General features: G+C 63.5%; 20 protein-coding genes. 13 read left to right on the plus strand and 7 right to left on the minus strand.

Annotated elements, in window-relative coordinates:
- Nucleotides 1-303: 303 nt before the first annotated feature.
- Nucleotides 304-1,215 carry a LysR family transcriptional regulator gene (locus K4A76_RS11340; RefSeq protein ID WP_274412196.1) on the minus strand — a complete coding sequence of 304 codons (912 nt, stop codon included), beginning with the start codon at nt 1,213-1,215 and terminating at the stop codon, nt 304-306.
- A gap of 41 nt (nt 1,216-1,256) precedes the next feature.
- Nucleotides 1,257-1,931: an HAD family hydrolase gene (locus tag K4A76_RS11345; RefSeq protein ID WP_274412197.1), complete on the minus strand. Its 675-nt coding sequence runs from the start codon at nt 1,929-1,931 to the stop codon at nt 1,257-1,259.
- Between the two features lie 91 nt (nt 1,932-2,022).
- Here K4A76_RS11345 and lexA point away from each other — a divergent pair, with 91 nt between their 5' ends.
- Genes lexA through K4A76_RS11365 form a run of 4 tightly spaced genes read left to right on the plus strand, consistent with a single transcriptional unit; the run spans nt 2,023 to nt 7,762 of the window.
- Nucleotides 2,023-2,640, plus strand: a complete 618-nt coding sequence (lexA, locus tag K4A76_RS11350) for a transcriptional repressor LexA (protein ID WP_274412198.1) — start codon at nt 2,023-2,025, stop codon at nt 2,638-2,640.
- On the plus strand, nt 2,640-3,260 hold the full coding sequence (imuA, locus tag K4A76_RS11355; protein ID WP_115294065.1) for a translesion DNA synthesis-associated protein ImuA: 621 nt from the start codon (nt 2,640-2,642) through the stop codon (nt 3,258-3,260). The genes lexA and imuA overlap by 1 nt, the downstream gene beginning before the upstream one ends.
- 6 nt (nt 3,261-3,266) lie before the next feature.
- Nucleotides 3,267-4,685, plus strand: a complete 1,419-nt coding sequence (locus K4A76_RS11360; protein WP_274412199.1) for a Y-family DNA polymerase — start codon at nt 3,267-3,269, stop codon at nt 4,683-4,685.
- Nucleotides 4,682-7,762, plus strand: coding sequence for an error-prone DNA polymerase (locus tag K4A76_RS11365; protein ID WP_274412200.1), 3,081 nt, complete (start codon nt 4,682-4,684; stop codon nt 7,760-7,762). The genes K4A76_RS11360 and K4A76_RS11365 overlap by 4 nt, the downstream gene beginning before the upstream one ends.
- Nucleotides 7,763-7,819: 57 nt before the next feature.
- Here K4A76_RS11365 and K4A76_RS11370 read toward each other — a convergent pair whose 3' ends face one another.
- Together K4A76_RS11370 and K4A76_RS11375 are read right to left on the minus strand one after the other, a co-directional pair.
- Entirely contained in the window at nt 7,820-8,641 is an 822-nt protein-coding gene (locus K4A76_RS11370; RefSeq protein WP_274412201.1) for an aldo/keto reductase, read from the minus strand.
- Nucleotides 8,629-9,534 (minus strand): LysR family transcriptional regulator, encoded by a 906-nt coding sequence (locus K4A76_RS11375; protein ID WP_274412202.1) that lies wholly within the window; start codon nt 9,532-9,534, stop codon nt 8,629-8,631. Before K4A76_RS11375 ends, K4A76_RS11370 begins: the two co-directional genes overlap by 13 nt.
- A 140-nt stretch (nt 9,535-9,674) precedes the next feature.
- Between K4A76_RS11375 and K4A76_RS11380 the strand changes: the two genes are divergently transcribed.
- The 9 genes from K4A76_RS11380 to K4A76_RS11420 all read left to right on the plus strand — a co-directional run bounded on the left by K4A76_RS11380 (nt 9,675) and on the right by K4A76_RS11420 (nt 18,015).
- Nucleotides 9,675-10,373, plus strand: a complete 699-nt coding sequence (locus tag K4A76_RS11380) for a CoA transferase subunit A (RefSeq protein ID WP_009682727.1) — start codon at nt 9,675-9,677, stop codon at nt 10,371-10,373.
- A gap of 35 nt (nt 10,374-10,408) precedes the next feature.
- Nucleotides 10,409-11,065 (plus strand): CoA transferase subunit B, encoded by a 657-nt coding sequence (locus K4A76_RS11385; protein WP_274412203.1) that lies wholly within the window; start codon nt 10,409-10,411, stop codon nt 11,063-11,065.
- A gap of 145 nt (nt 11,066-11,210) precedes the next feature.
- On the plus strand, nt 11,211-12,629 hold the full coding sequence (locus K4A76_RS11390; RefSeq protein WP_029885422.1) for a short-chain fatty acid transporter: 1,419 nt from the start codon (nt 11,211-11,213) through the stop codon (nt 12,627-12,629).
- Nucleotides 12,630-12,684: 55 nt separating this feature from the next.
- Nucleotides 12,685-13,227 carry a helix-turn-helix domain-containing protein gene (locus K4A76_RS11395; protein WP_029885423.1) on the plus strand — a complete coding sequence of 181 codons (543 nt, stop codon included), beginning with the start codon at nt 12,685-12,687 and terminating at the stop codon, nt 13,225-13,227.
- Nucleotides 13,228-13,487: 260 nt separating this feature from the next.
- On the plus strand, nt 13,488-13,664 hold the full coding sequence (eppA, locus tag K4A76_RS11400) for an EPS-associated small membrane protein EppA (protein WP_009682731.1): 177 nt from the start codon (nt 13,488-13,490) through the stop codon (nt 13,662-13,664).
- A gap of 253 nt (nt 13,665-13,917) precedes the next feature.
- Nucleotides 13,918-14,475 (plus strand): polysaccharide biosynthesis/export family protein, encoded by a 558-nt coding sequence (locus tag K4A76_RS11405; protein ID WP_029885424.1) that lies wholly within the window; start codon nt 13,918-13,920, stop codon nt 14,473-14,475.
- A gap of 24 nt (nt 14,476-14,499) precedes the next feature.
- Nucleotides 14,500-15,615 carry a hypothetical protein gene (locus tag K4A76_RS11410; RefSeq protein ID WP_033690383.1) on the plus strand — a complete coding sequence of 372 codons (1,116 nt, stop codon included), beginning with the start codon at nt 14,500-14,502 and terminating at the stop codon, nt 15,613-15,615.
- Nucleotides 15,616-15,634: 19 nt separating this feature from the next.
- Nucleotides 15,635-17,197 (plus strand): GumC family protein, encoded by a 1,563-nt coding sequence (locus tag K4A76_RS11415; protein WP_274412204.1) that lies wholly within the window; start codon nt 15,635-15,637, stop codon nt 17,195-17,197.
- An 11-nt stretch (nt 17,198-17,208) separates the two neighbouring features.
- Nucleotides 17,209-18,015: a CpsD/CapB family tyrosine-protein kinase gene (locus K4A76_RS11420; protein ID WP_274412205.1), complete on the plus strand. Its 807-nt coding sequence runs from the start codon at nt 17,209-17,211 to the stop codon at nt 18,013-18,015.
- Nucleotides 18,016-19,301: 1,286 nt separating this feature from the next.
- Here the strand turns inward: K4A76_RS11420 and galE are convergent.
- The 3 genes from galE to K4A76_RS11435 form a co-directional block, all read right to left on the minus strand.
- Entirely contained in the window at nt 19,302-20,285 is a 984-nt protein-coding gene (gene galE, locus K4A76_RS11425) for a UDP-glucose 4-epimerase GalE (protein ID WP_274412206.1), read from the minus strand.
- A gap of 63 nt (nt 20,286-20,348) precedes the next feature.
- Entirely contained in the window at nt 20,349-22,949 is a 2,601-nt protein-coding gene (locus K4A76_RS11430; protein ID WP_274412207.1) for a cellulase family glycosylhydrolase, read from the minus strand.
- A 5-nt stretch (nt 22,950-22,954) separates the two neighbouring features.
- Complete coding sequence (locus K4A76_RS11435) at nt 22,955-24,481, minus strand: O-antigen ligase family protein (protein ID WP_029885429.1); 1,527 nt, start codon at nt 24,479-24,481, stop codon at nt 22,955-22,957.
- Nucleotides 24,482-24,517 lie beyond the last annotated feature (36 nt).

Consider the following 24,517-nt stretch of genomic DNA (forward strand, 5'->3'; position numbering starts at 1 on the left):
ATTTGCGCGCGAACGCCTTGGCGCCCGCCACGATATCGCGTCGTAAAAACAAGGCGGTCGCGCGCGTCCGGCACAGGCAATACTGGCCCGAAACAAATGTAGGAGCGGGTTTACCCGCGAAGCGCCGCGCGGGCGGCGCTCGATCTCACAGGCGCTGCATACCTTCTGACAAACACCTGCCAGCCCTGATGCGATCCCTGTGGGAGCTGGCTTGCCTGCGATGGGTCGCGGAGCGGCCCCAACTGCTCAAGTGGACAGCACTACGCTCCTGGTGCCGCCCTTCATCGGTGCCAGTGCAACAACCTAGCGCTCCAGGCTGTACATCCGGCATTCCGCCAGCAAGGCCAGCAGGTTCGGCTCCCGCTCCCGCGCCTTCAGAAACACCACGCCGATATGCTGCTGCAAACGGTACTGCGGTTGCAGGGCTATCAGCCTGACGCGGTTCTCGTAGACGGCCGCGATGCGCCCCGGCAGCAGGGCAAAGCCCACGCCCGAGCTGACCATGCTCAGCAGGGTGAAGATGTCGTTGACCTGCATGGCGACCTTTGGCTCGAAGCCGGCTTGCTGGAAGACCCGGGCGCCATCGCGGTGTGTGGCAAACCCTTGGGTCAGGGTGATGAAGGTGGAGTTGGCCAGGTCGGCCAGGTCCACCTCGGCCTGCTCGGCGAAGGGGGAATCAGTAGGTACGGCGAGGAAGATGTCGTCGGAAAACAGCGGCAGTTGTTCGCAGGCCGGGTCGCTGACGCTCTCGTCCAGGGAGACGAGAATGGCCTCCAGTTCATGGTTTTTCAGGCGCTGCAGCAGGTCGAGGTTGGAGCCCAGGGTGAGGTCGATGTTCAGTTCGCTGCGCCGCAGCTTAAGCCCCATCACCAGCTTGGGCACGGTTTTTACCGTTAGCGAGTACAGCGCGCCCAGGCGAAAGCGTTCAGCGTAGAAGCCGGCGGCTTCGCGGGTCTGGCGCACCATCTGCTCGGCGTCCTGGATCAGCAGGCGGGCTTTCTTTTCCAGTACGTAGGCGCTTTCCAGCGGAATCAGCTGCCGGCCTTCGTGCTTGAAAAGGGCGCAGCGCAGGGCGCTTTCCAGCGAATGGATGGCACGGTGCACGCTGACCGAACTGGTGCACAGTTCGGCGGCAGCGCGGCTGAGGTTGCCGCTGCGCATGAAGGCGAGGAAGGTTTCCAGCTTTTTCAGGGTGAGTTCTTCGTCGATCAGCATGAGGTGGCCTGGGCAGCGCGGTGGTTGGGATGGCTAGGGCTTCAGTGGCGGTGTCGAGGATCAAGGCGTTGCTCGAGCAATGCCCACAACTGGGCGTCGTTGAAATCAGCGATGACCAGCTGTGCCCCTGCTGCCCGCAACCGCTCAGGCGTTTGCGTGGTGGCTACGCCGACGGTAAAGATACCGGCCGCAGTGGCTGCAGCCACCCCCGGCAAGGAGTCCTCGAAAGCCAGCGCCTGCCCGGCCGCGGCGCCCAGCCGCTGCAGCCCCGTAAGGTAGGGCAGCGGGTCGGGCTTGGGCCGGGCCAGCTCGTCGGCCACGACCACATGCTCGAAGCGCTGGGCCAAGCCCATGGCAGCGAGCATGTGGTCGGCATTGAGCCGCGGCGCGTTGGTGACCACGCACATGCCGATGGCATGGGCCTGGGCATGCTCCAGCAGGCGCAGCAGGCCTGGCATGGGCTGCAACGCCGGCGACATCTCCCGGAACAAGGCTTCCTTGCGGTCGGCCAGCCTCGCGCACTGTTCGGTACTGGCGCCGGGGAACAGTTCGGCGAACAGCTCGCCATTGGCCCTGCCGCTGACCTGGGCCTCGAACTGGGCCTGGCTCAGCTCGCGGCCGTCATGGTCACGCAGCAGTTGGCGAAAGGCCTGCAAGTGCAGGCTGTCGGTGTCGGTAAGGGTTCCGTCGAGGTCGAACAGCAGGGCGGTGAGCATGGGGTATCCCGTACAAAAAACACAAGCCGGGGGATCATAACCAATGCGGACGACGAAGGGGTCTGTTCAGCACGCGGCGAAAGGAGTACAAATGTGCTCCATGAATAACCTTACCCCCAAACGCCGCGCCATTTTCGACTTCATCCGCGAGCGCATCAGCGACCACGGGCAGCCGCCGAGCCTGGCGGACATCGCCACGCGCTTCGGTTTTGCCTCGCGCAGCGTCGCGCGCAAACACATCACCGCCCTGTGTCAGGCGGGTTATATCGATGTCACCCCCAACCAGGCGCGGGGCATTCGCCTGGCCGACCCCCTGCGCCGGCCAGAAATGCTCGAAGTCCCGGTGCTCGGCCAAGTGGCGGCAGGCGCCCCGATCGGCCCGGACCTGGGCATCCACGAGCAGTTGCTGCTCGACCCCAGCCTGTTCCGCCGCACCCCCGACTACCTGCTCAAGGTGCGTGGCGATTCAATGATCGATGACGGCATCTTCGACGGTGACCTGGTCGGCATCCTGCAACAGGCCGATGCCCGTGATGGCCAGATCGTGGTAGTCCGGCTCGACGGCGAAGTCACCATCAAGCGCCTGCAACGCGTGGGCAAGCACTACCGGTTGTTGCCACGTAACCCAGCCTATGCGCCTATCGATGTGCTCCCCACACAGGAGTTCTTCATCGAAGGCGTGTTCTGTGGCTTGCTGAGGCGTGACTGATGGGCGCGGTGGTCGACCTCGACCGGTTGTTGGACCAGCGCCGGGTATGGCGCGGCCGGCAGGCCCAGGCGCGACCGCTGGGGCTGCAGCCAACCGGCCATGCCGCGCTGGACCAACGTTTACCGGAAGGCGGTTGGCCGGCAGCCGCATTGAGCGAACTGCTGTTGGCGAACCCGGGTTGTGGCGAATTGCAGTTGCTGTGGCCAACCCTGGCACGCCTGAGCGCAGAAGCCAGCCGCGTGGTGTTGGTGGCGCCGCCTTTCATTCCCTATGCACCGGCCTGGCAGGCCGCGGGGGTAGACCTGCGCTGGCTGGTGCAGGTAAACGCCGAACCCGCTGACGCCCTGTGGGCCGCCGAGCAGTGCCTGCGCTCGGGCAGTTGCGCGGCAGTGCTGTGCTGGCCCGAGCGTGCCGATGACCGTGCCCTGCGGCGCCTGCAAGTGGCGGCGGAAACCGGCCAGGCGCTGGCCTTTGCCTGCCGGCCGCAGCAGGCCGCCCACAACCCGTCACCGGCAGCATTGCGTATCGCCGTGGATACCCGCCCAGCCCAATGGCGGGTGCTGAAAAGCCGCGGCGGCATGCCGCCGGCCCTGCCCATTGCCAGCCCGTGGCAGGGCTGATGCAACATGCTCTGGGCCTGCATCCTGCTTCCGCAACTGGCGTTGGACACCGTCCTGCGCGAGCGCGAAGACCCAGCCAACCCCCTGGTCATTATTGGCGGGCCCAGCCAGCGGCGGGTATTGCAGGCAGTCAACCCGGCAGCGGCGGCACTCGGCCTGCGGGCCGGGCAAACCCTGACTGCTGCACGTGCGCTGGCCGATGGTTTCACCTGTATCGAAACAGACCCCAGGCGCATCGAGCGCATGCAGCAACTGCTGGCCGCCTGGGCCTACCGTTTCAGTGCCCAGGTCAGCCTGCATTACCCGCGTGCGCTGTTGCTGGAGGTGGGCTCAAGCCTGCAGCTGTTCGGCCCATGGCCGGTGATGGAAGCACGCCTGCGCCAGGAACTGGCTGAACTGGGCTTGCGCCAGCGCATCGTGGTAGCCAGCAACCCGGTGGCAGCGCGCATGCTGGCCAATGCCCACGATGGCCTGGTGGTCGCCGATGCCGAAGCCACCCGTAACGCGTTGCTGAACATGCCCATCCAGCGCATCGGCTTGCCGCCAGAGGCTGCCGAAGCCTTTGCCCGCATGGGCTTGCGGCAACTCGGCCAGGTGCTGGCGTTGCCGCGCGACACCTTGGCCAAACGCTTTCCTGCCCAGGTCCAACTGCACCTGGATCAGTTGCTCGGCCTGCGCACCCTGGGGTTGGACTTCTACCTGCCGCCCGATCGTTTCGAGAGCCGGCTGGAGCTGAACTTCGATGTTGAATCGCACCAGGCGCTGTTGTTTCCGCTGCGGCGCATGCTCAACGACCTGGCCGCATTCCTGGCCGGTCGCGATTGTGGCGTGCAGCGCTTTTGCCTGCACCTGGAGCATGTCGAAGGCCCGGACACGCTGCTGAAGGTCGGCTTGCTGGCCGCCGAGCGCGACGCCGCGATGCTGTTCGAGCTGGCCCGTGGGCGCCTGGAGCCGCTGCGTATTCCGGCCCCGGTGCGCAACCTGCGGTTGGTCGCCGAAGACCTGCCAGCCTTTGTGCCACAGCACCAGGCGTTGTTCGACCCACGGGCGCAACAGGCGCAACCTTGGGAACAATTGCGCGAGCGCTTGCGCGCGCGGCTGGGCGATGAGGCCGTCCAAGGCCTGAGCGCGGCCGCCGATCACCGGCCCGAATGTGCCTGGCAACTGGCAGAGCAGGGGGCGCTCGGGGGCATGCCGGTGGCCCCGGGCAGTCGCCCTGGTTGGTTGCTGCCCGCGCCGCTGGCGCTGGACGAGGCTGGCTACCGCTTGCAGAGCCCTGCCGAGCGCATCGAGTCGGGCTGGTGGGATGGCGGCGATGTACGCCGCGATTACTACCGCATCGAAACCCGCGACGGCCTGCGTGGCTGGGCCTACCGTGACCTGGGCCAGGCTGGCCCGCTTTGGTTGCAGGGCTGGTTCGCATGAACTCCGCCCCGTATGCCGAGCTGCATTGCCTGTCCAATTTCAGTTTCCAGCGCGGCGCTTCGAGCGCCGACGAACTGTTCAGGCGGGCCAAAGAGCAGGGTTACCAGGCCCTGGCGATCACTGACGAATGTACGCTGGCCGGTATCGTGCGCGCCTGGCAGGCGGCCAAGGTGCACCAATTGCCGCTGATCGTCGGCAGCGAAGTAGAGTTGCACGAGGGCCCCAAGCTGGTGCTGCTGGTTGCCGACCTGGCGGGCTACCAGAACCTGTGCGCACTGATTACCCGCGCCCGACGGCGGGCGGAAAAGGGCCAGTACCAGCTTTTTCGGGATGACCTTCAGCAGCACCATCACGGCTTGCTGGCCTTGTGGGTGGCGGGCGACAGGGGCGATACGGCCACCGGCCAGTGGTTGCGCGGGCTTTTTGCCCAGCGCCTGTGGTTGGCCGTGCACCTGCACCGTGGCAGTGACGATGCCCGGCATCTGCAGGGCCAGCAAGCCCTGGCGGCCGAGCTGGGTATCCGCGCAGTGGCCTGTGGCGATGTGCATATGCATGTGCGCGGCCGCCGGGCGTTGCAGGACTGCATGACTGCGATTCGTCAGCATTGCCAGGTGGCCGAAGCCGGGCGTTTTCTGTTTGCCAATGGCGAACGGCACTTGCGCAGCCCGGTACAACTGGCAGAACTCTACCCGCCCGAGATGCTGGCCGAGACCCTGGCCATTGCCCAGCGCTGCAAGTTCGACCTCGGCCAACTGCACTATCAGTATCCACGCGAACTGGTGCCTGAAGCTCATACCCCGGCCACTTGGCTGCGTGCTCTGTGCGAGCAGGGGTTGCCCGTGCGTTGGCCACACGGGCCGAGCGCCAAGGTGCGGCAGGTGCTGGACACGGAGCTGGCGCTGATCGAAGAGCTGGGGTACGAAAGCTACTTTCTGACCGTGCACGACATCGTCGCCTTCGCCCGGCGCCAGCGTATCCTGTGCCAGGGCCGCGGCTCGGCGGCCAATTCGGTGGTGTGCTTCGTGCTGGGCATCACCGAGCTCGACCCCATGCAGCACCGCCTGCTGTTCGAGCGTTTTTTGTCACGCGAGCGCAACGAGCCGCCCGATATCGACGTGGATTTCGAACACGACCGCCGTGAAGAAGTGATCCAGTACGTGTTCCGCCGTTATGGGCGGCACCGTGCTGCGCTGACGGCGGTGGTCAATACCTACCATGCTGCAGGTGCCGTGCGCGATGTCGCGCGTGTGCTGGGTTTGCCCATGGACCAGGTCGATGCCCTGGCCAAATGCTGTGGCCGCTGGAGCGACCGCATACCCGACGAACAACGCCTGGCCGAGGCCGGGTTCGAAGCTGGCAGCCCGTTGTTGCGGCGGGTACTGATACTGGCCGGCGAGTTGATCGGCTTCCCCAGGCACCTGTCGCAGCACCCGGGCGGGTTTGTCATCTCGCAGCAGCCGCTGGACCAGCTGGTGCCGGTGGAAAACGCCGCCATGGCCGAACGTACCGTCATCCAGTGGGACAAGGACGACCTCAACATGGTCGGCCTGCTCAAGGTGGACGTGCTGGCGCTGGGCATGCTCAGTGCCTTGCGCCGTTGCTTCGACCTGCTGCAGCGCCACCGTGGCCGTGAACTGACCCTGGCGACCATCCCCTGCGAAGACCCCGCCACCTACGCCATGATCAGCCGCGCCGAGACCATGGGGGTATTCCAGATCGAGTCGCGCGCGCAAATGGCCATGTTGCCGCGGCTGCGGCCCAACACCTTCTACGACCTTGTGATCGAGGTGGCCATCGTGCGCCCGGGGCCAATCCAGGGCGACATGGTGCACCCCTACCTGCGCAGGCGGCTGAAGCAAGAGCCGGTGACCTACCCGTCGCCAAAACTGAAGGAGGTGTTCGAGCGCACCTTGGGTGTGCCGCTGTTCCAGGAACAGGTGATGGAGCTGGCCATGGTCGCAGCCGACTATTCACCAGGCGAGGCCGATCAGTTACGGCGCAGCATGGCCGCCTGGAAACGCCATGGCGGTCTTGAACCGCACCGCCAGCGCTTGCTGCAGGGCATGTTGCGCAATGGCTACGAGCTGGCATTCGCCGAGCGCATTTTCGAACAGATAAAAGGCTTCGGCAGCTATGGTTTTCCAGAGTCGCATGCCGCCAGCTTTGCCTTGCTGTGCTATGCCAGCAGCTGGCTCAAGTGCCATGAACCGGCCATTTTCACCTGCGCCCTGGTCAACAGTTGGCCCATGGGCTTCTACAGCCCCGACCAACTGCTGCAGGAGGCGCGTCGCCAGGGCATCGAGGTACGGCCGGTGGATGTCTGCCACAGCGAATGGGACTGCACGCTGGAGCCGGATGCCCAGGGCACCTTGGCCTTGCGCATGGGCTTGCGCTTGGTCCGGGGCCTGGCCGAAGCCGACGCCAGGCGCCTGGAGCAGGCCCGGGCGCAGCAGCCATGGCGCGACGTGGAAGACCTGTGCCTGCGTGCCGGGCTGGCCACCCGCGCGCGGGCCTGCCTGGCGGATGCCGGCGCGCTTCGCGCCTTGGCCAGCGACCGGCATCAGGCGCGCTGGCAGGTGGCGGCCGTGCAGGCGCAACTGCCGCTGTTTGCCGATGTGCAGGCCGTGCCGGAGGTGGCGGTGCAATTGCCGGCCCCAACAGTGGCGCAGGACCTGGTGGCCGATTACCAGGCATTGGGTACCACATTGGGGCCGCACCCGTTGACATTGCTGCGTACGCGTCTGCGGGCACTGGGCTGCCGCAGTTCTGCAGAACTGCAAGGCCTGGAGCATGGCGACAACATCGCCGTGACGGGGCTGGTGGTGGGGCGGCAGCGGCCGCAGACCGCCAGCGGGGTGACGTTCGTCACCCTCGAGGACGAACACGGTATGGTCAACGTGGTGGTATGGCGGGCGCTGGCCGAGCGGCAAAGGCGGGCGCTGGTGGGGGCGCAGTTGCTCAAGGTCAGCGGGCGGCTGGAGCAGCAAAATGGCGTGCGCCATCTCATAGCGCGGCGGTTGGAAGATGTGACCGCGCTGTTGCAGGGGTTGGACGTGCGAAGCCGCGACTTTCATTAACTTCGCGGGCTTCCCCGCGGCGGCGCGGCCACGCATTCACGAAAATGCCCTGGCGGACTACACCATCGCCAAGCGCTGCTTGCGGGTGGGCGCCGGGAAGGCCAGGTCGATTGCGCGCAGGTCTTCGTGGGTCAAGGCCAATGCACCCGCTGCTGCATTCAGCCGAACATGCTCGGGCGCCACGGCTTTGGGGATGGCAATGAGGCCATCATCACGGGTAACCCAGGCCAGGCAGACCTGAGCCGGCGTGGCACCATGGCGCTCGGCTATTTCTGCCAGCACCGGGTGCTGCAACAAGCGCCCGGCCTGGGCCAACGGGCAGTAGGCCATGGTCGGTAGCGCGCGTTGTTGGCACCAGGGCAGCAAGTCGAATTCGATGCCCCGCTGGGCCGGGTTGTACAGCACCTGGTTGGTGGCGCAGGCAGGGTTGTTCAATTCGCGCAGGTCGTCGATATCGAAATTGGAAACGCCCCAGCGCTTGATCTTGCCCTGCTCGCGCAAACGCTCGAAGGCGGCGACGGTTTCTTCCAGCGGGTGCTGGCCCCGCCAGTGCAGCAGGTACAGATCGATGCACTCGGTACCCAGGCGTGCCAGGCTGCGCTCGCAGGCGGTTGCCATGCCCTGCCGGCCGGCATTGTGCGGGTAGACCTTGCTGACCAGGAACACCTGGTCGCGGCGCCCGGCAATGGCCTGGCCAACCACGGTCTCCGCACCGCCTTCGGCATACATTTCGGCGGTGTCGATCAGGCTCAGGCCCAGCTCGATACCCTGTTGCAAGGCCGCTACCTCTGCCGCCTTGCGCCCAGGGTCTTCGCCCATGTACCAGGTGCCTTGGCCAATGGCCGGCACGCTCGCGCCTGCCAGTTTCACGTAACGCATGTCACCTCCGGGGGCTGTGTATTGGACAGTAGAACTTCAAGCAACGCCTGCGCTGCGGTGGACAGTTTGTGCTCGCTCAGGGCAATTACCCCAATGCGCCGCTCGACCGTGGGTTCGACCAGAGGCACGCAGCGTGCACCCAGTTCCTGCATCTGGTTGATGCACAGGGCCGGCACCGCGCTAACGCCCAGGCCGCTGGCAACCATGCGGCCGATGGTCGCCAGTTGGTGGCTTTCGAACGCCACGGCCAGTTTGCCGTGCTGGGAGGCAACGTTCTGCTCCATCAGCAGGCGTACCGCAGACGGCCGCTGCAGGGCCACGAAATCTTCGGCCATCAGTTGCGCCCAACTGACCTGGTTCAACAACGCCAAGGGTGAGTCAGCGGGCACCACCGCGACAAAACGGTCCATGTACAGCGGGTGGAAGTGCAGGCCGTCGGTATTGTCCGGCTCGAAACCAATGCCCAGTTCGACTCGGCGGTGGCGCACCAGTTCCTGCACCTGTTCGTTGATCACATCGTGCACGGTGACGTTGACCTTGGGGTAGCGTTGGCGGAAGACCTTGAGCGAATGGGGCAGCAGGTTACCGGCGAACGACGGCATCGCCGCCACCGAGACCCGGCCCAGTTGCAGGGTGAAGCGTTGCCGCAGCATCTCTTCGGTATCGTCCCAGTCGGCCAGCAGCCGCCGCGCCAGCGGCAGCAGCACTTCGCCTTCGGCCGTCAGGCTGACGCTGCGGGTGGTGCGGCTGAGCAGGGCGCCGCCCAGGTTCTCTTCCAGGGCCTTGATGGTCAGGCTCAGGGCCGGTTGCGATACGTGCAGGTGTTCACCGGCCTGGGCGAAGCTCTGGTACTTGGCCACGGCGACAAAAGCGCGCAGTTGCTTGACGTTCATGACGGGCCTATCGTTTATTTTGCGAAATTTATCAATCGATGATGAAAACAAAATTAACAAATCAGTCGCTTGCGGTGAAGATGGCTACACACGCTCACCGACAGCCTCGTCGGTTCAACAACTACAAAAGGCGGATCAGCATGGCCGGACTGGACAAGCGCGTTGCAACCTACGAACAGGCCCTCGACGGGCTGACCGACAACATGACGGTACTGGCCGGTGGTTTTGGCCTGTGCGGCATTCCGGAAAACCTCATCAGCGAAATCAGGCGCCGTGGCGTCAAGGGCCTGACCGTGGTCTCCAACAACTGCGGGGTGGACGGCTTTGGCCTGGGGGTGCTGCTGGAAGACCGGCAGATCCGCAAGATGATCGCCTCCTACGTGGGCGAAAACGCCGAATTCGAGCGCCAGTTGCTCAGCGGTGAATTGGAAGTGGAGCTGACACCCCAAGGCACCCTGGCCGAGAAAATGCGCGCTGGCGGCGCCGGCATCCCGGCGTTCTTCACCGCCACCGGCTACGGCACGCCGGTTGCCGAAGGCAAGGAGGTTCGCGAATTCAAGGGCCGCAAGTACATCCTCGAAGAGTCCATCACCGGTGACTTCGCCATCGTCAAGGGCTGGAAGGCCGACCATTACGGCAACGTGGTGTACCGCAACACCGCGCAGAACTTCAACCCGCTGGCGGCCACTGCCGGCAAGATCACCGTGGTCGAAGTGGAAGAAATCGTCGAACCCGGTGTGCTGCTGCCGAGCGAGATCCACACCCCAGGCATCTATGTTGACCGGGTGATCGTCGGCACCTTCGAAAAGCGTATCGAAAAGCGCACCGTCAAGGCCTGAGCGGCCTCCACCAGAACAACAAAGAGATCCTGACCATGGCACTGACCCGCGAACAGATGGCGCAACGCGTCGCCCGTGAACTGAAGGACGGCTACTACGTCAACCTGGGTATCGGCATTCCTACCCTGGTGGCCAACTATGTCCCCGCCGACATGGATGTGATGCTGCAATCGGAAAACGGCCTGCTCGGCATGGGCGAGTTCCCCACCGAAAGCACCCTCGACCCCGACATGATCAACGCCGGCAAGCAGACCGTCACCGCCCGCCGGGGTGCCTCGATCTTCGACTCGGCGCAGTCGTTCGCCATGATTCGTGGCGGCCATGTCGACCTGACCGTGCTGGGTGCGTTCGAGGTAGACGTGCAGGGCAATATCGCCTCGTGGATGATCCCGGGCAAGCTGGTCAAGGGCATGGGCGGCGCCATGGACCTGGTGGCGGGCGCCGAGAACATCATCGTGACCATGACCCACGCGTCCAAGGACGGCGAGTCCAAGCTGCTGGCGCAGTGCAGCCTGCCGCTGACCGGTGCCGGTTGCATCCGCAAGGTGCTGACCGACCTGGCCTACCTGGAAATTGAAGACGGTGCGTTCATCCTGCGCGAAACCGCACCAGGGGTGAGCATCGAGGAAATCATCGAGAAGACTGCCGGCAAACTGATCGTGCCGGATGATGTGCAGGAAATGACGTTCTAAGGCGTTACGCCACCCAACCCTGTAGGCGCAGGTTGCACCGCTGAGTGTGTCGGTACATTACCGGCATGGTCGCGAGTCAACCTGTACCTACAGGGTTTTTGCGTTGTCTGTTTCACCTCATAAAACCAATAAAAGGAATGCCACTGTGGCCGCTGAAATTCAAGACAGCCGTAGCGCGCGCTTTGCCTTGCGCTGCTCCAACTGGGCCGAACGCTGGTTCCCCGACTCCTGGGTATTCGCCGCCTTGGCGGTGCTGCTGGTGTGCATCGGCGCGCTGGCCATGGGGGCCAAGCCGACCGACACCGCCAAGGCCTTCGGCGATGGTTTCTGGAGCCTGATTCCGTTCACCATGCAGATGGCTTTCGTGGTCATCGGTGGCTATGTGGTCGCCAGTTCGCCACCGGCGGCACGCCTGATCGACCGCCTGGCGCGTATCCCTGGCAATGGCCGCTCGGCCGTGTGCTGGGTGGCCCTGATCTCGATGCTGGCTTCCTTGCTCAACTGGGGCCTGTCGCTGGTGTTCGGTGGTTTGCTGGTGCGCGCCCTGGCGCGGCGCACCGACCTGAAGATGGATTACCGTGCTGCGGGGGCGGCCGCCTACCTGGGCCTGGGCGCTGTGTGGGCACTGGGCCTGTCTTCGTCGGCGGCGCAGCTGCAGGCCAACCCGGCCAGCTTGCCGCCTTCGATCCTGTCAATCACCGGCGTCATCCCGTTCACCGAAACCATCTTTCTGTGGCAATCCGGGGTAATGCTGGCGGCGCTGGTCATCGTCTCGCTGGTCATCGCCTACGCCACGGCACCCGGGCCGAACAGCGCACGCAGCGCCGAAGCGTGTGGCGTCGACCCCAGCTTCACTGCACCGGCGGCACCCCAGCGCACCCGCCCCGGTGAATGGCTGGAGCACAGCCCCATCCTGATTCTGCTGCTGGTCGCCCTGGCTGCCGGCTGGCTGTACCAGGAGTTCGCTACCAAACCGGCGATTACCGCCATCTCCGGGCTCAACACCTACAACCTGTTGTTCATTATGCTCGGTGCCCTGTTGCACTGGCGCCCGCGCAGTTTCCTCGACGCCGTGGCGCGGGCGGTACCGACCACCACCGGGGTGCTGATCCAGTTCCCGCTGTACGGTTCGATCGCGGCCATTCTCACCCAGGTGAAGGGCGTGGACGAACAGACCCTGGCCCACCACATATCGTTGTTCTTCACCCAGATCGCCACCCACGACACCTATGCCTTGCTGATGGGCGTGTATTCGGCGGTGCTGGGCTTCTTCATCCCGTCGGGCGGCGGCAAATGGATCATCGAAGCGCCCTACGTGATGCTGGTGGCCAACGACCTGCAATACCACCTGGGGTGGGCGGTGCAGATCTACAACGCGGCAGAGGCCTTGCCGAACCTGATCAACCCGTTCTACATGCTGCCACTGCTGGGCGTGCTGGGGCTCAAGGCACGCGACCTGATCGGCTTTTCCTTTGTGCAACTGCTGGTGCACGTGCCGCTGGTGCTGGTATTGCTCTGGGCGCTGGGCACCACGCTGCAGTATGTGCCACCGGTGATGCCATGAGCGGCGGCTCCACGTATCATGCCCGGGCTGCCTTGGCCTGGGAAACACGCGTCACATGTCTATCCGATTGAAACTGCTGCGCAAGAAACTGGGAATGACCCTGGAAATGCTGGCCGAAAAGACCAGCATGACCAAAAGCTACCTGTCCAAGGTCGAACGTGGCCTCAACACGCCGTCGATTGCTGCCGCCCTGAAGCTGGCGCGCGCATTGAACGTGAATGTCGAGGAACTGTTTGCCGAAGAGCAGGCCGGCCAGAGCCGCTATAGCCTGGTGCGACACGGCGAGCGCCAGGCGCTGGTGGGTGACGGCCAGGGTCCCGGCTATGCGGCATTGACCAGCCAGGTGGGGCAGCGCAGCCTGGTACCGTTCCTGATCCAGCCGCCTTCGGAATTCAGCGACCCGACCTTCAAGGAGCACCAGGGCGAAGAGTTCCTGTTCGTGCACGCGGGCCAGGTGGAGGTGGACTTCATGAACGAGCGGGTGCTGCTGGAGCAGGGCGATGCCTTGCATTTCAACGCGCAAACCCCGCATCGCCTGCGTTCGGTAGGCGCGCAGCCGGCGCAATTGCTGGTGGTCGTTCACCATGCCGAGGAATGAGCCGGGCAGGGCGCTGTTGCAGGCCTGCCTGAACCTTTCACTTTCTCATCCGTGAAACGCTGGCATCCAGCAGCTGGCTGGGTGCAGCACTTCCTGTCTGTCGTTTTTTTGACGAATCTGCCTGCCGTCCATTGAATTTTATTATGGTGTCGGATCATTGACGTAGTGTCACTGTGCCCATAAGCTCAATTCAACAGCGACACAAACCCCGCACTACCTCGCCAATAACTCATTGATTTTCCTTTTTAAAGGAAGGGCGTATGCGCACGACTCTGATAATCAAATCGATGTTCTTGCTGGTGCTCTTGAGTGGCGCTGCGCGCGCAGCCGATTCGTATATAAGCCAGAACAGTATCATTCCTGTTTCAACGGCTGGCTGGTTCTTTGCGTTCGCCGTTGTCGGTTTTGTGGCGGTGGCCAACCGCCGGAAAATCTGAACACCCTTTGCCGCAAGTCGCGGGGTGGGGCTTCGCCGCTGGCTTGTTAATTCACCAACCGTTGCTATATTCCCTGTAGCCCATGAAGGTCCATGGTTTCAGGCACCGCAGCCCAGGCTGCACAGCGTCAAGGTAAGGGCCTCCAGGAAGGTCGAGGCCGTCGCGGCAGTGGTGGGTCGCGAAGCGGAGCGAGAGTTGGTGCGTTGTTCTCATACAGTGCTCTTTGTCGGGCCATTTGGCCGGAGGGACCCTCATGATGCGTTCATTGTTTGCCGCGTTCTGCTTGTTGACGGTGTGGTCGAGTGCCAGTTGCGCCGATACCGGCAGCTCTGCGTATTTGCTCAGCCCTGGCGATGTGGTGATGGTATCGGTCTGGCAGGAAGACAGCTTGCGCCAGGAAGCGACCGTACTACCCGATGGCAGTATCACTTTCCCACTGGCCGGGCGCATCAATGTTGCCGGGCTCGATGTAACCGCAGTCGAAAAGCAAGTGGCTGCCAAACTTGAAAAATACCTTCCCGACCCGAATGTCAGCGTTGTCGTCAAGAGCATCGCCGGCAACCTGGTCTATGTCCAGGGCAAAGTGATCAAGCCGGGGCCGGTGCAAATGGCCGGGCCGACCGCCGTGTTGCAGGCGCTGAGCATGTCGGGTGGCCTGGACAAGTTTGCCGACGAAAGCGAGATCAAGGTAGTTCGTGGCGCAGGCGCTTCCCAAAAGATCTTGCCCGTGCGATATAAGGACCTGGTGTCTGGGCGCGATATGTCCACCAACATCCAACTTCAGGCTGGCGACACGCTGGTCGTTCCTTGATCTTGCCTTCAATAAGAACATTTAATGCCACTTCTCAGAACAACTAGCATTGCAACGGCAATCTTGGTCTTGCCGTTTACGGAATCGGCCCTGGCGGCAAATTGGCAGTCTACGGTGGTGGTGCCGACATCCGTCGAGTACGACAGCAACCCGTTGTTGCTGACGTCGGGCGAGAAGGGCATCACGCGCACGATCATCGCGCCCGATTACACCCTGATCGGCACCTTCGACCGTGACGAACTGAGACTGGGGCTGGGCATGAATGTGTTGCGCTCGTCCGACACCAACGTAGTCGATAACCGCGAGGACCCCGACATCAGCCTGGGCTGGCAGCGCACCACCGAGCGCGGGCGTTTTGGCCTGGTGGCACGCTACAACGAAAGCTCGACGCTGTCGGGCACTGTGCTGGATACCGGGGTGATCACCACTGATGGCACGCAGAAGCTCTACACCTTGACCGGCAACTGGAGCCAGGCGGTTACCGAGCGCAGTACCTTGAGCAACGAAACCACCTACAGCCGCGCCCGGTATGACGTCAGCACGCTGACGGGTTACAACGAACTGGCCAACGTTTTTACCTGGACCTATGCCTGGAGCGAGCGCGCCGATGTGTATACCCGCTTCGGCGCGCGGCGCTACGAGCCCGAGCAGGACCTGACCGCCACCGCTTCCAACAGTTACACCCCGGCTGTGGGCATCAAGTACCAACTGGCCGATGGCCTGAGTGCCGATGCCCACATTGGTGTCAACCAGGTGTCGGGCGATGAAGGCGGCCGACGCGGGGAGGGTGGGGTGGCGTTGCTCTATACCGGTGTGCGGGCCGATGCCAGCTTCACCGCCGAACGCAGCACGGTGGCCAGTGCCGAAGGCGGCTTCGCCGAGCTGGACCAGGTACGCGGGGTGTGGAGCTATGCCGTTACCGAGCTGACCCGGGTGGGCGCAGACGCTGCCTGGCAAGACAGCAAAGGACAGTCACCGAACACACTGCAAACGTACAGCGTATGGGCCAGCCGAGAGTTCTCGCCGTATTGGGACCTGCGCCTGTCGCTGATGTACAAGGAACGCCAGCAGGACCACGTACCGGATGCAACCGCAACCATCGTGGGTTTGACGTTGACGTACAGGTACCCCGACATCTGAACTTCAGGCAGGTGGCCCCATGAAGTCTGACTACGAGCTATCCCTCAGAGATTACATCGCCATAATCAAGGACCGAGCCCTGGTGCTAGGGGTGAGTGCCGTAGTCATTCTGGCCGCGACCGTGGCGGTGGCCTTGATGGTGCCGCCGATCTACCAGTCGACCGGCACTATCCTGGTGGAGTCACAGCAGATTTCGCCCGAGCTGGTATCAACCAACACCACCAGTTTTGCCGATGAACGCATCGAGGTGATCCGCCAGCGTGTCATGACCCGCGAGAACCTGCTGCGCATCATCGACAAGTACGACCTGTTCGCCGACAAGCGTCTTGGCGAAAGCGACAAAATCGACCAGATGCGCAACGCCATCGTGGTCGAGACCCTTACCACGTTCGTGCGCGGCAGGGGCGAGGCGACTGTGGCCTTCAATGTGTCGTTCGAGCACAAGCAGCCGCAAGTGGCCAAGCAGGTCGCCGATGAGCTGGTATCGCTGTTCCTCAACGAAAACCTCAAGCAGCGTACCGAGCGGGCCAACGAAACCACCGAGTTTCTCACCCAGGAAGCCAACAAGCTGGGCGCTGAGCTGGCCAGCCTGGAAAACCAGCTGGCCGATTTCAAGCAGGCACATGCCAATGCACTGCCCGAGCACCAGACGCTGCGCATGAACATGCTGTCGCGTTCGGAGCTGGAATTCCGTGAGGTCGACCGGGACTACAAGGCGGCGCAGGAAGAGTTGCGTTACCTGGAGCTCGAACTGTCGGCGGCAAATGCCGGCCTGGCGACCAAGGCTGCCGATGGCGCGCGCCCTGCCGCTGCCGACCAGGCCCAGGACCTGCCAAGCCTGAAAGCAGAGTACGCCCGGCTGTTGACCCGTTACAAGGAAGCCCACCCCGATGTGGTGGCGGTCAAACGCAAGATTCAGGCGCTGGAGGCCAGTGGTGGTCGCACCAGCACTGCGTCTTCGGTCAGCCTGGATGTTGCCCGGGTACGCGCCAAAATGAGCGCCGCCCAGGAACGCATCGCTTCGCTGGCCGAGCAAAAGCGCGAGCTGACCCGAAAAATGGAAGGCTATGAAGCCGAGATCCTGGAGGCGCCGCAGGTCGAGCGTGGCTTGGTCACCCTGATGCGTGACCACGACAACGCACGCAAGAAATACGAAGAAATCCGCGCCAAGGAAATGAGCGCGAAAATCACCGAAAGCCTGGAGCAGGAAAACAAAGCCGAGCGCTTTGTGCTGCTGGAGCCGCCCCTGTTGCCCGAGAAGCCGATCAAGCCTAACCGCAAGAAGATCGCCGCGCTGGGGCTGGTTCTGGCGCCGGCCGGTGGCGGCGCGCTGGTCATGTTGCTGGAAATGCTCAACCAGCGGGTACGGGGCGTTGGTGCTCTGGAGAACCTGCTGGGCAAACGGGTGTTGGTGGCACTGCCGTATATCGAGACGCGGGCCGATGTGGCCAGGCGCAAACGCTGGCGTAACCGCTTGATCGTGGCGGCCTTGGCGCTGGCGGCTATCATGATAGTGCTGGTGCACGTGTACTACATGCCACTGGATGTGCTGCTGTACAAAGTCATGTCGCGGTTCGTATAGGGAATGCAGTGATGGACAGGACCAAGCCGGCTGTTGGCAACACTATTCATCAGGTCACACCGGGTACTCCTCAGCCGCTGTCGCCGGCCCCTGGCACGGCGCTGGCGGAGGTGCCGGGGCAGTTCGATTACGTCAACACCAAGGTGGTGCCGCTGCATCCAGACCACCTGGAGCGCAACCGCATTGTGGCGTTCAACAAGAACTCGAACATGAACGGGCCGATCGACCTTTTGCGCACCCAGGTGCTGCGGCTGATGGACGAGAACGGCTGGCGCACCCTGGCCATCACCTCGCCCACGCCGGAGGCAGGCAAAACCGTGTTGGCGGTCAACCTGGCCATGAGTATTGCCCACCACACCACCAAGACCGCCTTGCTGGTGGACTTCGACCTGCGCCGGCCCAAGGTAGGGAGCACATTGGGGCTGCCGATGGAGCATGCACTGAATGAGTTCCTGAACGACAAGTCGCCACTGCAGGACTGCCTGGTCAACCCGACCTTGCCGCGCTTCGTGGTGCTGCCGACCCGGGTGCCGGTGCCGTTGTCGACCGAGGTGTTGTCGTCGCCCAAGGTGAGTAACCTGATTGGCGAGTTGCGCAACCGCTACGAGTCGCGCATCTGCATTTTCGACCTGCCGCCGTTGCTGAGCTCCGACGACGCGATCACCGCCATACCCAAGTTCGATTGTGTATTGCTGGTGGTGGCCAATGGCATGAACAACAAGAAAGAAATCGAGGACTGCCTGCACCACCTGGCAGGGGTCAACCTGATTGGTACGGTGTTGAACAAGGCTGACGAACAGCCGCGTACCTATTACTGAGGCGACGCTAAAGTACCGCGGGTGAACCCGCCCCCACAACGGGCGGTGCCGATCCGCGTTAGGTAGCCATCACCGACCAGTGTAGGAGCGGGTTTACCCGCGAATGCGGTGGCGGCTGCAATGGTGAATGGTCAGGAAATCTTGCCGGCAGGTCCGGCCTCATCGCGGGTGAACCCGCTCCTACGACGGGTGATGCCGATCCGAGATATGTCGCCACCATCGACCCGCAAATGCGGTGGCGGGTGCAACGATGAATGGCTAGGGAATTTTGTCGGCAGGCCCGGCCTCTTCGCGGGTGAACCCGCTCCTACGACGGGCGATGTTGATCCGAGATATTTCGCCACCATCGACCCGCGAATGCGGTGGCGGGTGCAACGGTGAATGGCCAGGGAATTTTGCCGGCAGGTCCGGCCTCTTCGCGGGTGAACCCGCTCCTACGACGGGCGATGTTGATCCGAGATATTTCGCCACCATCGACCCGCAAATGCGGTGGCGGGTGCAACGATGAATGGCCAGGGAATTTTGCCGGCAGGTCCGGCCTCTTCGCGGGTGAACCCGCTCCTACGACGGGCGAGGTTGATCCGAGATATTTCGCCACCACCGACCCGCGAATGCGGTGGCGGGTGCAATGGTGAATGGCCAGGGAATTTTGTCGGCAGGTCCGGCCTCTTCGCGGGTGAACCCGCTCCTACGACGGGCGATGTTGATCCGAGATATTTCGCCACCATCGACCCGCAAATGCGGTGGCGGGTGCAACGATGAATGGCCAGGGAATTTTGCCGGCAGGTCCGGCCTCTTCGCGGGTGAACCCGCTCCTACGACGGGTGATGTTGATCCGAGATATTTCGCCACCACCGACCCGCGAATGCGGTGGCGGGTGCAACGATGAATGGCCAGGGAATTTTGCCAGCAGGTCCGGCCTCTTCGCGGGTGAACCCGCGCCCACAACGGGCCGTGCCGATCCGGGTTAGGTAGCCATCACCGACCAGTGTAGGAGCGGGTTTACCCGCGAATGCGGTGGCGGCTGCGATGGTGAATGGCCAGGAAATCTTGCCGGCAGGTCCGGCCTCTTCGCGGGTGAACCCGCGCCCACAACGGGCCGTGCCGATCCGGGTTAGGTAGCCATCACCGACCAGTGTAGGAGCGGGTTTACCCGCGAATGCGGTGGCGGCTGCAATGGTGTATGGCCAGGAAATCATGCCGGCAGGTCCGGCCTCTTCGCGGGTGAACCCGCTCCTACGACGGGCGGTGTCGCTGTGGCTAACGACGAACGCGGCCCGTGCTGTTCACGGCTGCCGCCCCTGGCGTATGGCCCAGGGGTACTGCAACTCCCACTGCCACGCATGCCGGACGATCTGCTCCAACGCGGCGAACTCCGGCCGCCAGCCCAGCACTTGCAACGCTCTGCTGGCATCGGCCACCAACCGCGGCGGGTCGCCGGCGCGGCGGGGGGCCTCCAGTGTGTCGATCTGTCGCCCGGTTACCTCACGCGCCATATCGATCACCTGCTGCACCGAAAAGCCCAGGCCATTGCCCAGGTTGAACGCAGTACGCTCCCCACCCGCCAGCAGGTAGTCCACCGCCAACGCATGCGCCGTGGCCAGGTCCGACACATGCACATAATCGCGAATACAGGTGCCGTCCGGGGTGTCGTAGTCGCGGCCAAACACCGTGACCGCCTCGCGCCGCCCCGATGCCGCCTGCAGGATCAACGGGATCAGGTGGGTTTCCGGCTCATGCCGCTCACCCAACTGGCCCTCGGGGTCGGCCCCGGCAGCGTTGAAATAGCGCAGGCAAACCGACTTCAAACCATAGGCACGGTCAAAGTCCTCGAGAATCTGCTCGACCATCCATTTGCTCAAGCCATAGGGGTTGATTGGCTGCTTGCCATGCGCTTCGTCAATAGGCACATACAGCGGGTTGCCATACACCGCAGCGCTCGACGAAAACACCAGGTACTTGATGCCGGCGTTGACCATGGCCTGCAGCAGCGCAAGGGTGGCAGCCACATTGTTCTGGTAATACTTGCCGGGTGCGCTGACCGATTCACCCACTTGAATGAACGAGGCAAAGTGAAACACCGCGTCGAAACGCACAACACCGAACAACACATCCAGTGCGGCTTCGTCGGCAATGTCGAGCTTGGCCCATTGAACCCCGGGGCCAGGTGAAACCAGGTCCGCCACCACCACCTCATGACCGGCGCCCTGGAGGTGCTTGACCATGTGTGAGCCAATGTAGCCGGCGCCACCGACAACCAGGCATTTCATGCGCACCCCCTGTGACCTGCTGTTTTAGCGACGCAGTGAATCGAGCGTAGATGGCCATGTGCCCTATTTCAAGAACAGCCAGTTGGACATGTAGCTGCCGTCGAAGGTCAGGGTGTAGTGCCCGTTGTCGTAGGCCACAGGCAGCGCCTTCAACTGCGCCTGTGCATCGCGGGCGTACAGCTTCAGGCCGGCAGGCGCCTGGATGGTCAGGCGGCCTTCCAGCGGCTCGACATTGAACGGTGTCTTGTCATCGGGCTTGGGCATGGCCCGGGTGCCCAGCGACACCAGCAGGTCCCGCGACTGCCCCAGCGGTTTGTCGTCCAGGCTCTGCACCACGACACTGGCATACGGCGTAGTCGCCTGCACCTGCACAGCGCCCAGGCTGATCGAACGCCCCCCCAGCCAGCCGGTGGCAGCCTGGGTGAGCGGCGTGTCGATGGTGTAAAGGCCTTGTTGCCAGTTACGCCTGAGCTCGCCCGTGTCGGTGGTCGATTCGCTGGCATCCGCTGGCAACAGCGATTCATCGGGGTCTTGCAGCACGTGCGCGCCGCTTGGGATGGCAGAAGGTTTCAGCCAGGGCAGTTGCGGCGTTTGCGGCAGGGCGATCTGCAAGCGGCCCTTTTCCATGGCAGTACGCAGCAGTGGTGAATTGCGCGGGGTGATTTCCTGGTTGTACAGGGTGGCTGCCGTCGGGGCGAACACATAGTCGGTAGTGGCCGGCTTCACGTCGCCGCGGCGGTAGAGCAGGGCGGCAGCGGGCAGGGTGGCGAGCATGCCAGGGTCGTTGTAGGCGTGCCAGTTGTCTGCCGTGCGCCAACCCGGGTTGAACGCCTGTTGGCTGTAGGCATATTGCAGCAGGGCGTCCCAGCCTTGGTGGTTGGCGGTAGCGGCCACGTACAGTGGCAGCGAGTGACGGTCTGGCAGCGGGAACGGCTCGGCGTTCCACTCGGTGACGGTCAGTGGCTTGCCGACCACCTGGGCGGCGCCGATCCAGTCGATCATGCCGTCGCTGGTCAGCGGGTTTTTCTCCAGTTGACCCATGTCCCCATAGCTATGGGCGTCGATCACATCGCCAACACTCAGTGCCGGCAGCGCACTCAGGCCGTTGCCGCCCCAGGTGCTGGTGGTGGCGATCGGCACTTTCACGCCCACGCTGCGCAGGTGGGCGATCATGTCGGCATTGAAGCGCTGCTCCAGGTCGTTGAGGAACAGCTTCGATGGCCCATGCTCCCAGGCGCGCCAAGTCAGGTCGGCGGGCAGGTCGTACTGTTTGGCGAAGGCCTTGGCGGCAGCCATGTAGCGTTCGCTGTGGCGCGGCACATCCTTGTTCGGCATCAGGGCATTGCCGTAGTGCTGAGTCAGGTCGTTCTCGTTGGTGATCAACACGGCGGCAATGGCCGGGTCGTCTTTGTAGGCCAGCCCCGTGTATGGGTTGACGTGGGTCAGGTACTGTTCGGCGAAGCGTTTCATTGCCTGCTGGATACTGCGGTTGACGTAGGCGTAGCCCTTCAGGTCGATGCGCGCTTCGCCTTTGGCCAGTTCGTCGAAGTCTTCGATATTGTCGTTGGCAGTGAGCGCCCGCTGCACATGCATGTCCAGCCAGATGTAGATGCCCTCGTCCTTGAGTGCTTTGATCCACAGGTCCAGCTTGCGCAGCGATTCGGCGCTGAGCTGCTGGGTGTCGCGCACCAAGGTACCGTCGCCAAACACATTGGGGCTGACCCAGGGTGAATCGTGATGATGCAGGCGGACCAGGTTGAAACCCAGGGCCGACAAGCGTTTGGCCTGCTGGCGGATCTCCTCGTCGGGGCTTTTGAACAACGCATAGGCCGACAGGTTGGTGCCCCAGAACCGCACGGCGGTGTTGTCGGCAAACACCAGTTGCTCGCCGACCGCCTTGACGAAGCCACGCTTGCCAGCGGGTTTTTCTGCTGCGTTGAGGAACGACAAATCTACCGGCGCGCTGCGCCAGTCCAACTGGTCGTCTGGCCAGCTGGCCGGGTCGGCCAGGCCGAAGCGTTCGGTGGCTGTGGGTGCGAGCTCGATGTCCCCGGTCAGGTTGAGCACGGCCTTGAGCTGTTGCTTGCCGGCAGTGATCGGGTCCTGGTACAGAAACGCGCGCAGCTCAGACGGGTTGCCACGCTCGAAATACACTTTGTCCAAGGGCGGCTCGAAGCGCATTTCGATGCGCCGGCCCTGCTCGGCGTTGCCCCACCACCAGCCGCGGTTGCCTGGCAGCAATTGCGGGGCGCCCATGGCCCCGGTGACCTGCGCAGGGTCGAACTGGAACACCATGCCGCCCCCCATCACCCCGGCCTTGCGGCTGTGTGCATCGAGGTCGAAGGTCCAGCTCAGCGTTTGCGCCTGCTCCTTGCGGATATCCGCGGCCAGGTCGAAGTCCAGTTCCTTGTTCTTGCCCAGCAGGGTGTAGTGGTACGGCCCGTTGACCTTGAGGTCGGTGTAGAAGCCGGTCCAGCTCCAGTTGGCGGCCCAGAAATCGAACTTGGCTTTCATCACCGGGCCGCCACCACGGCTTACGGTGGGCAGGCCAGTGTGCTCGTCGACACTGACCTGCCAGGCAGACGCCCAACCTGGCAATGGCAGCAAGGCCAGGCTGGCGAAGGCCGAAAGGCGGATGAAACCACGCAGGGCGAGCGCATTCATGAACATTACCTGGGTTGGAGGTCGGGTTCGGCCAGTGCCACCGCGGGGCTGGCATGCAGCCGCCGCACCATCTGGGTGTAGGCCACGCCCAGACCGGCGATCGACCAGTACACCACGGGGATGAAGGTGATACTGCTGACGGTGAAGATGATCACCAGAATGCCGATCAGCGTTGCCAGCAACACGCGGCCGAGCTGTCGTCGTTCGTCGTCCTTGTCCGGGAAGCTGCGCATCGCCTTGCGGATACCGTGCAGCACCACGGCAAAGAACGCCACGAACAGGCCAAGCCCGACCAGCCCCACGCGCAGTGCCAGGTTGATGTAGGTGTTGACGATGTCGATGATGCCTTCACCCTGGATCATCGCCTGCATTTCCGGGGTGTTGCGGAAGTCGAACGAGCCGAACAGCGGATTGCGCTGGATGACGATCCACGAGTTGTCCATCAGCCGCTCGCGGTAGGTGATGTTTTCCTTTTCGATATTGCCGATGTAGGGCAGCAGGTCCAGCACCTTGTCACCGCCCGGCACCACCGTCAGCAACGGCAGCGCCAGCATGCCGGCCGCCCCCAGCAGCGCCAGGCGCCTGACCGCACCTTTGCCCAGCGCGATGAACACCACCACGATGACCACTGCGCCAATCCACGGCCCACGGGACAACGGCGCGAACAGGCCGGCCGCCAGCAGCAGGGCGCCCATGGCCCTGTGCAAGGGCCGCTGCACGTAACCCTGCACGAACAGGAACAGGCCGATCGCCACGCTCATCACATAGCCCAGTGCAATCGCCTGACCGGTGGTGACACTTGCCCGCAGGGCGCCGCCACGGCTCAGGTAGCCCGACATGCTCCAAGGCACGCCCATGGCATCGACCAAGGCGCTGTACAGCAACCAGTGGCGCACGTATTCGGCGACCGCGATCAGGGCCATGACGAAGGAGGTGAGCACGAACGCCAGCATCGCGTCCTTGAAGTCGCTGAGCTGGCGCAGGCCACGGCTCGCCACGTAGTACGGCAGGAATACGTCGACATACAGGTACAGGGCCTGGCGCAAGGTATCGGTCAGGGTGGTCTCGCGCAGGTACAGCACGCTCATCAGCACCAGCCCGGCGGCCAGCAGCCGGTCGGCCCAGGTGCGCCCAAAGCGCACGCTGTCGGGGTGCCGGCGCAGCTCCAGCGCAGCCGGCAGCAGCACGCACAGCGTCAGCAGGCGAATGTGGTTCAGGTCGACCAGGTAATTGACAACGCCGAAGCCCGGCACTTGCACCGAGGCCGGCGGGATCAGGAACAACAGCATGTAGAACAGCGCCATGGGGTTGTGCTCGCGGCGCCGTGCCAGCAACAGGATGGCCGCACCCGCGCCCAGGTACAGCCAGAAGCTGTGCGAGACGAACGCCAGCACGGTAAGCAGGAACCACAAATTGCGCCGGCGCTTGTAATCGCTGAGCGGAATCAGGTCGGTGGCTGGCCGCCGCGCCAACAGGAAGACCACGCTCGCCAGAAACAGAATGACGATCAACGCACGAAAATGTTCAGGCATCGGCTATGTGCACCTTTCCTTCGGTGGGCAAACGGC

The organism is Pseudomonas sp. NEEL19, assembly GCF_028751975.1.
Taxonomy (GTDB): domain Bacteria; phylum Pseudomonadota; class Gammaproteobacteria; order Pseudomonadales; family Pseudomonadaceae; genus Aquipseudomonas; species Aquipseudomonas juntendi.

What these genes read in the sequence shown, in the direction of transcription:
- K4A76_RS11415 (WP_274412204.1), top strand. Translation starts at nt 15,635, where the DNA reads ATGAAGTCTGACTACGAGCTATCCCTCAGAGATTACATCGCCATAATC.
- K4A76_RS11405 (WP_029885424.1), top strand. Translation starts at nt 13,918, where the DNA reads ATGATGCGTTCATTGTTTGCCGCGTTCTGCTTGTTGACGGTGTGGTCG.
- galE (WP_274412206.1), bottom strand. Translation starts at nt 20,285, where the DNA reads ATGAAATGCCTGGTTGTCGGTGGCGCCGGCTACATTGGCTCACACATG.
- K4A76_RS11395 (WP_029885423.1), top strand. Translation starts at nt 12,685, where the DNA reads ATGTCTATCCGATTGAAACTGCTGCGCAAGAAACTGGGAATGACCCTG.
- eppA (WP_009682731.1), top strand. Translation starts at nt 13,488, where the DNA reads ATGCGCACGACTCTGATAATCAAATCGATGTTCTTGCTGGTGCTCTTG.
- K4A76_RS11340 (WP_274412196.1), bottom strand. Translation starts at nt 1,215, where the DNA reads ATGCTGATCGACGAAGAACTCACCCTGAAAAAGCTGGAAACCTTCCTC.
- lexA (WP_274412198.1), top strand. Translation starts at nt 2,023, where the DNA reads ATGTGCTCCATGAATAACCTTACCCCCAAACGCCGCGCCATTTTCGAC.
- K4A76_RS11380 (WP_009682727.1), top strand. Translation starts at nt 9,675, where the DNA reads ATGGCCGGACTGGACAAGCGCGTTGCAACCTACGAACAGGCCCTCGAC.
- K4A76_RS11410 (WP_033690383.1), top strand. Translation starts at nt 14,500, where the DNA reads ATGCCACTTCTCAGAACAACTAGCATTGCAACGGCAATCTTGGTCTTG.
- imuA (WP_115294065.1), top strand. Translation starts at nt 2,640, where the DNA reads ATGGGCGCGGTGGTCGACCTCGACCGGTTGTTGGACCAGCGCCGGGTA.
- K4A76_RS11370 (WP_274412201.1), bottom strand. Translation starts at nt 8,641, where the DNA reads ATGCGTTACGTGAAACTGGCAGGCGCGAGCGTGCCGGCCATTGGCCAA.
- K4A76_RS11345 (WP_274412197.1), bottom strand. Translation starts at nt 1,931, where the DNA reads ATGCTCACCGCCCTGCTGTTCGACCTCGACGGAACCCTTACCGACACC.
- K4A76_RS11375 (WP_274412202.1), bottom strand. Translation starts at nt 9,534, where the DNA reads ATGAACGTCAAGCAACTGCGCGCTTTTGTCGCCGTGGCCAAGTACCAG.
- K4A76_RS11360 (WP_274412199.1), top strand. Translation starts at nt 3,267, where the DNA reads ATGCTCTGGGCCTGCATCCTGCTTCCGCAACTGGCGTTGGACACCGTC.
- K4A76_RS11385 (WP_274412203.1), top strand. Translation starts at nt 10,409, where the DNA reads ATGGCACTGACCCGCGAACAGATGGCGCAACGCGTCGCCCGTGAACTG.
- K4A76_RS11420 (WP_274412205.1), top strand. Translation starts at nt 17,209, where the DNA reads ATGGACAGGACCAAGCCGGCTGTTGGCAACACTATTCATCAGGTCACA.
- K4A76_RS11430 (WP_274412207.1), bottom strand. Translation starts at nt 22,949, where the DNA reads ATGAATGCGCTCGCCCTGCGTGGTTTCATCCGCCTTTCGGCCTTCGCC.
- K4A76_RS11435 (WP_029885429.1), bottom strand. Translation starts at nt 24,481, where the DNA reads ATGCCTGAACATTTTCGTGCGTTGATCGTCATTCTGTTTCTGGCGAGC.
- K4A76_RS11365 (WP_274412200.1), top strand. Translation starts at nt 4,682, where the DNA reads ATGAACTCCGCCCCGTATGCCGAGCTGCATTGCCTGTCCAATTTCAGT.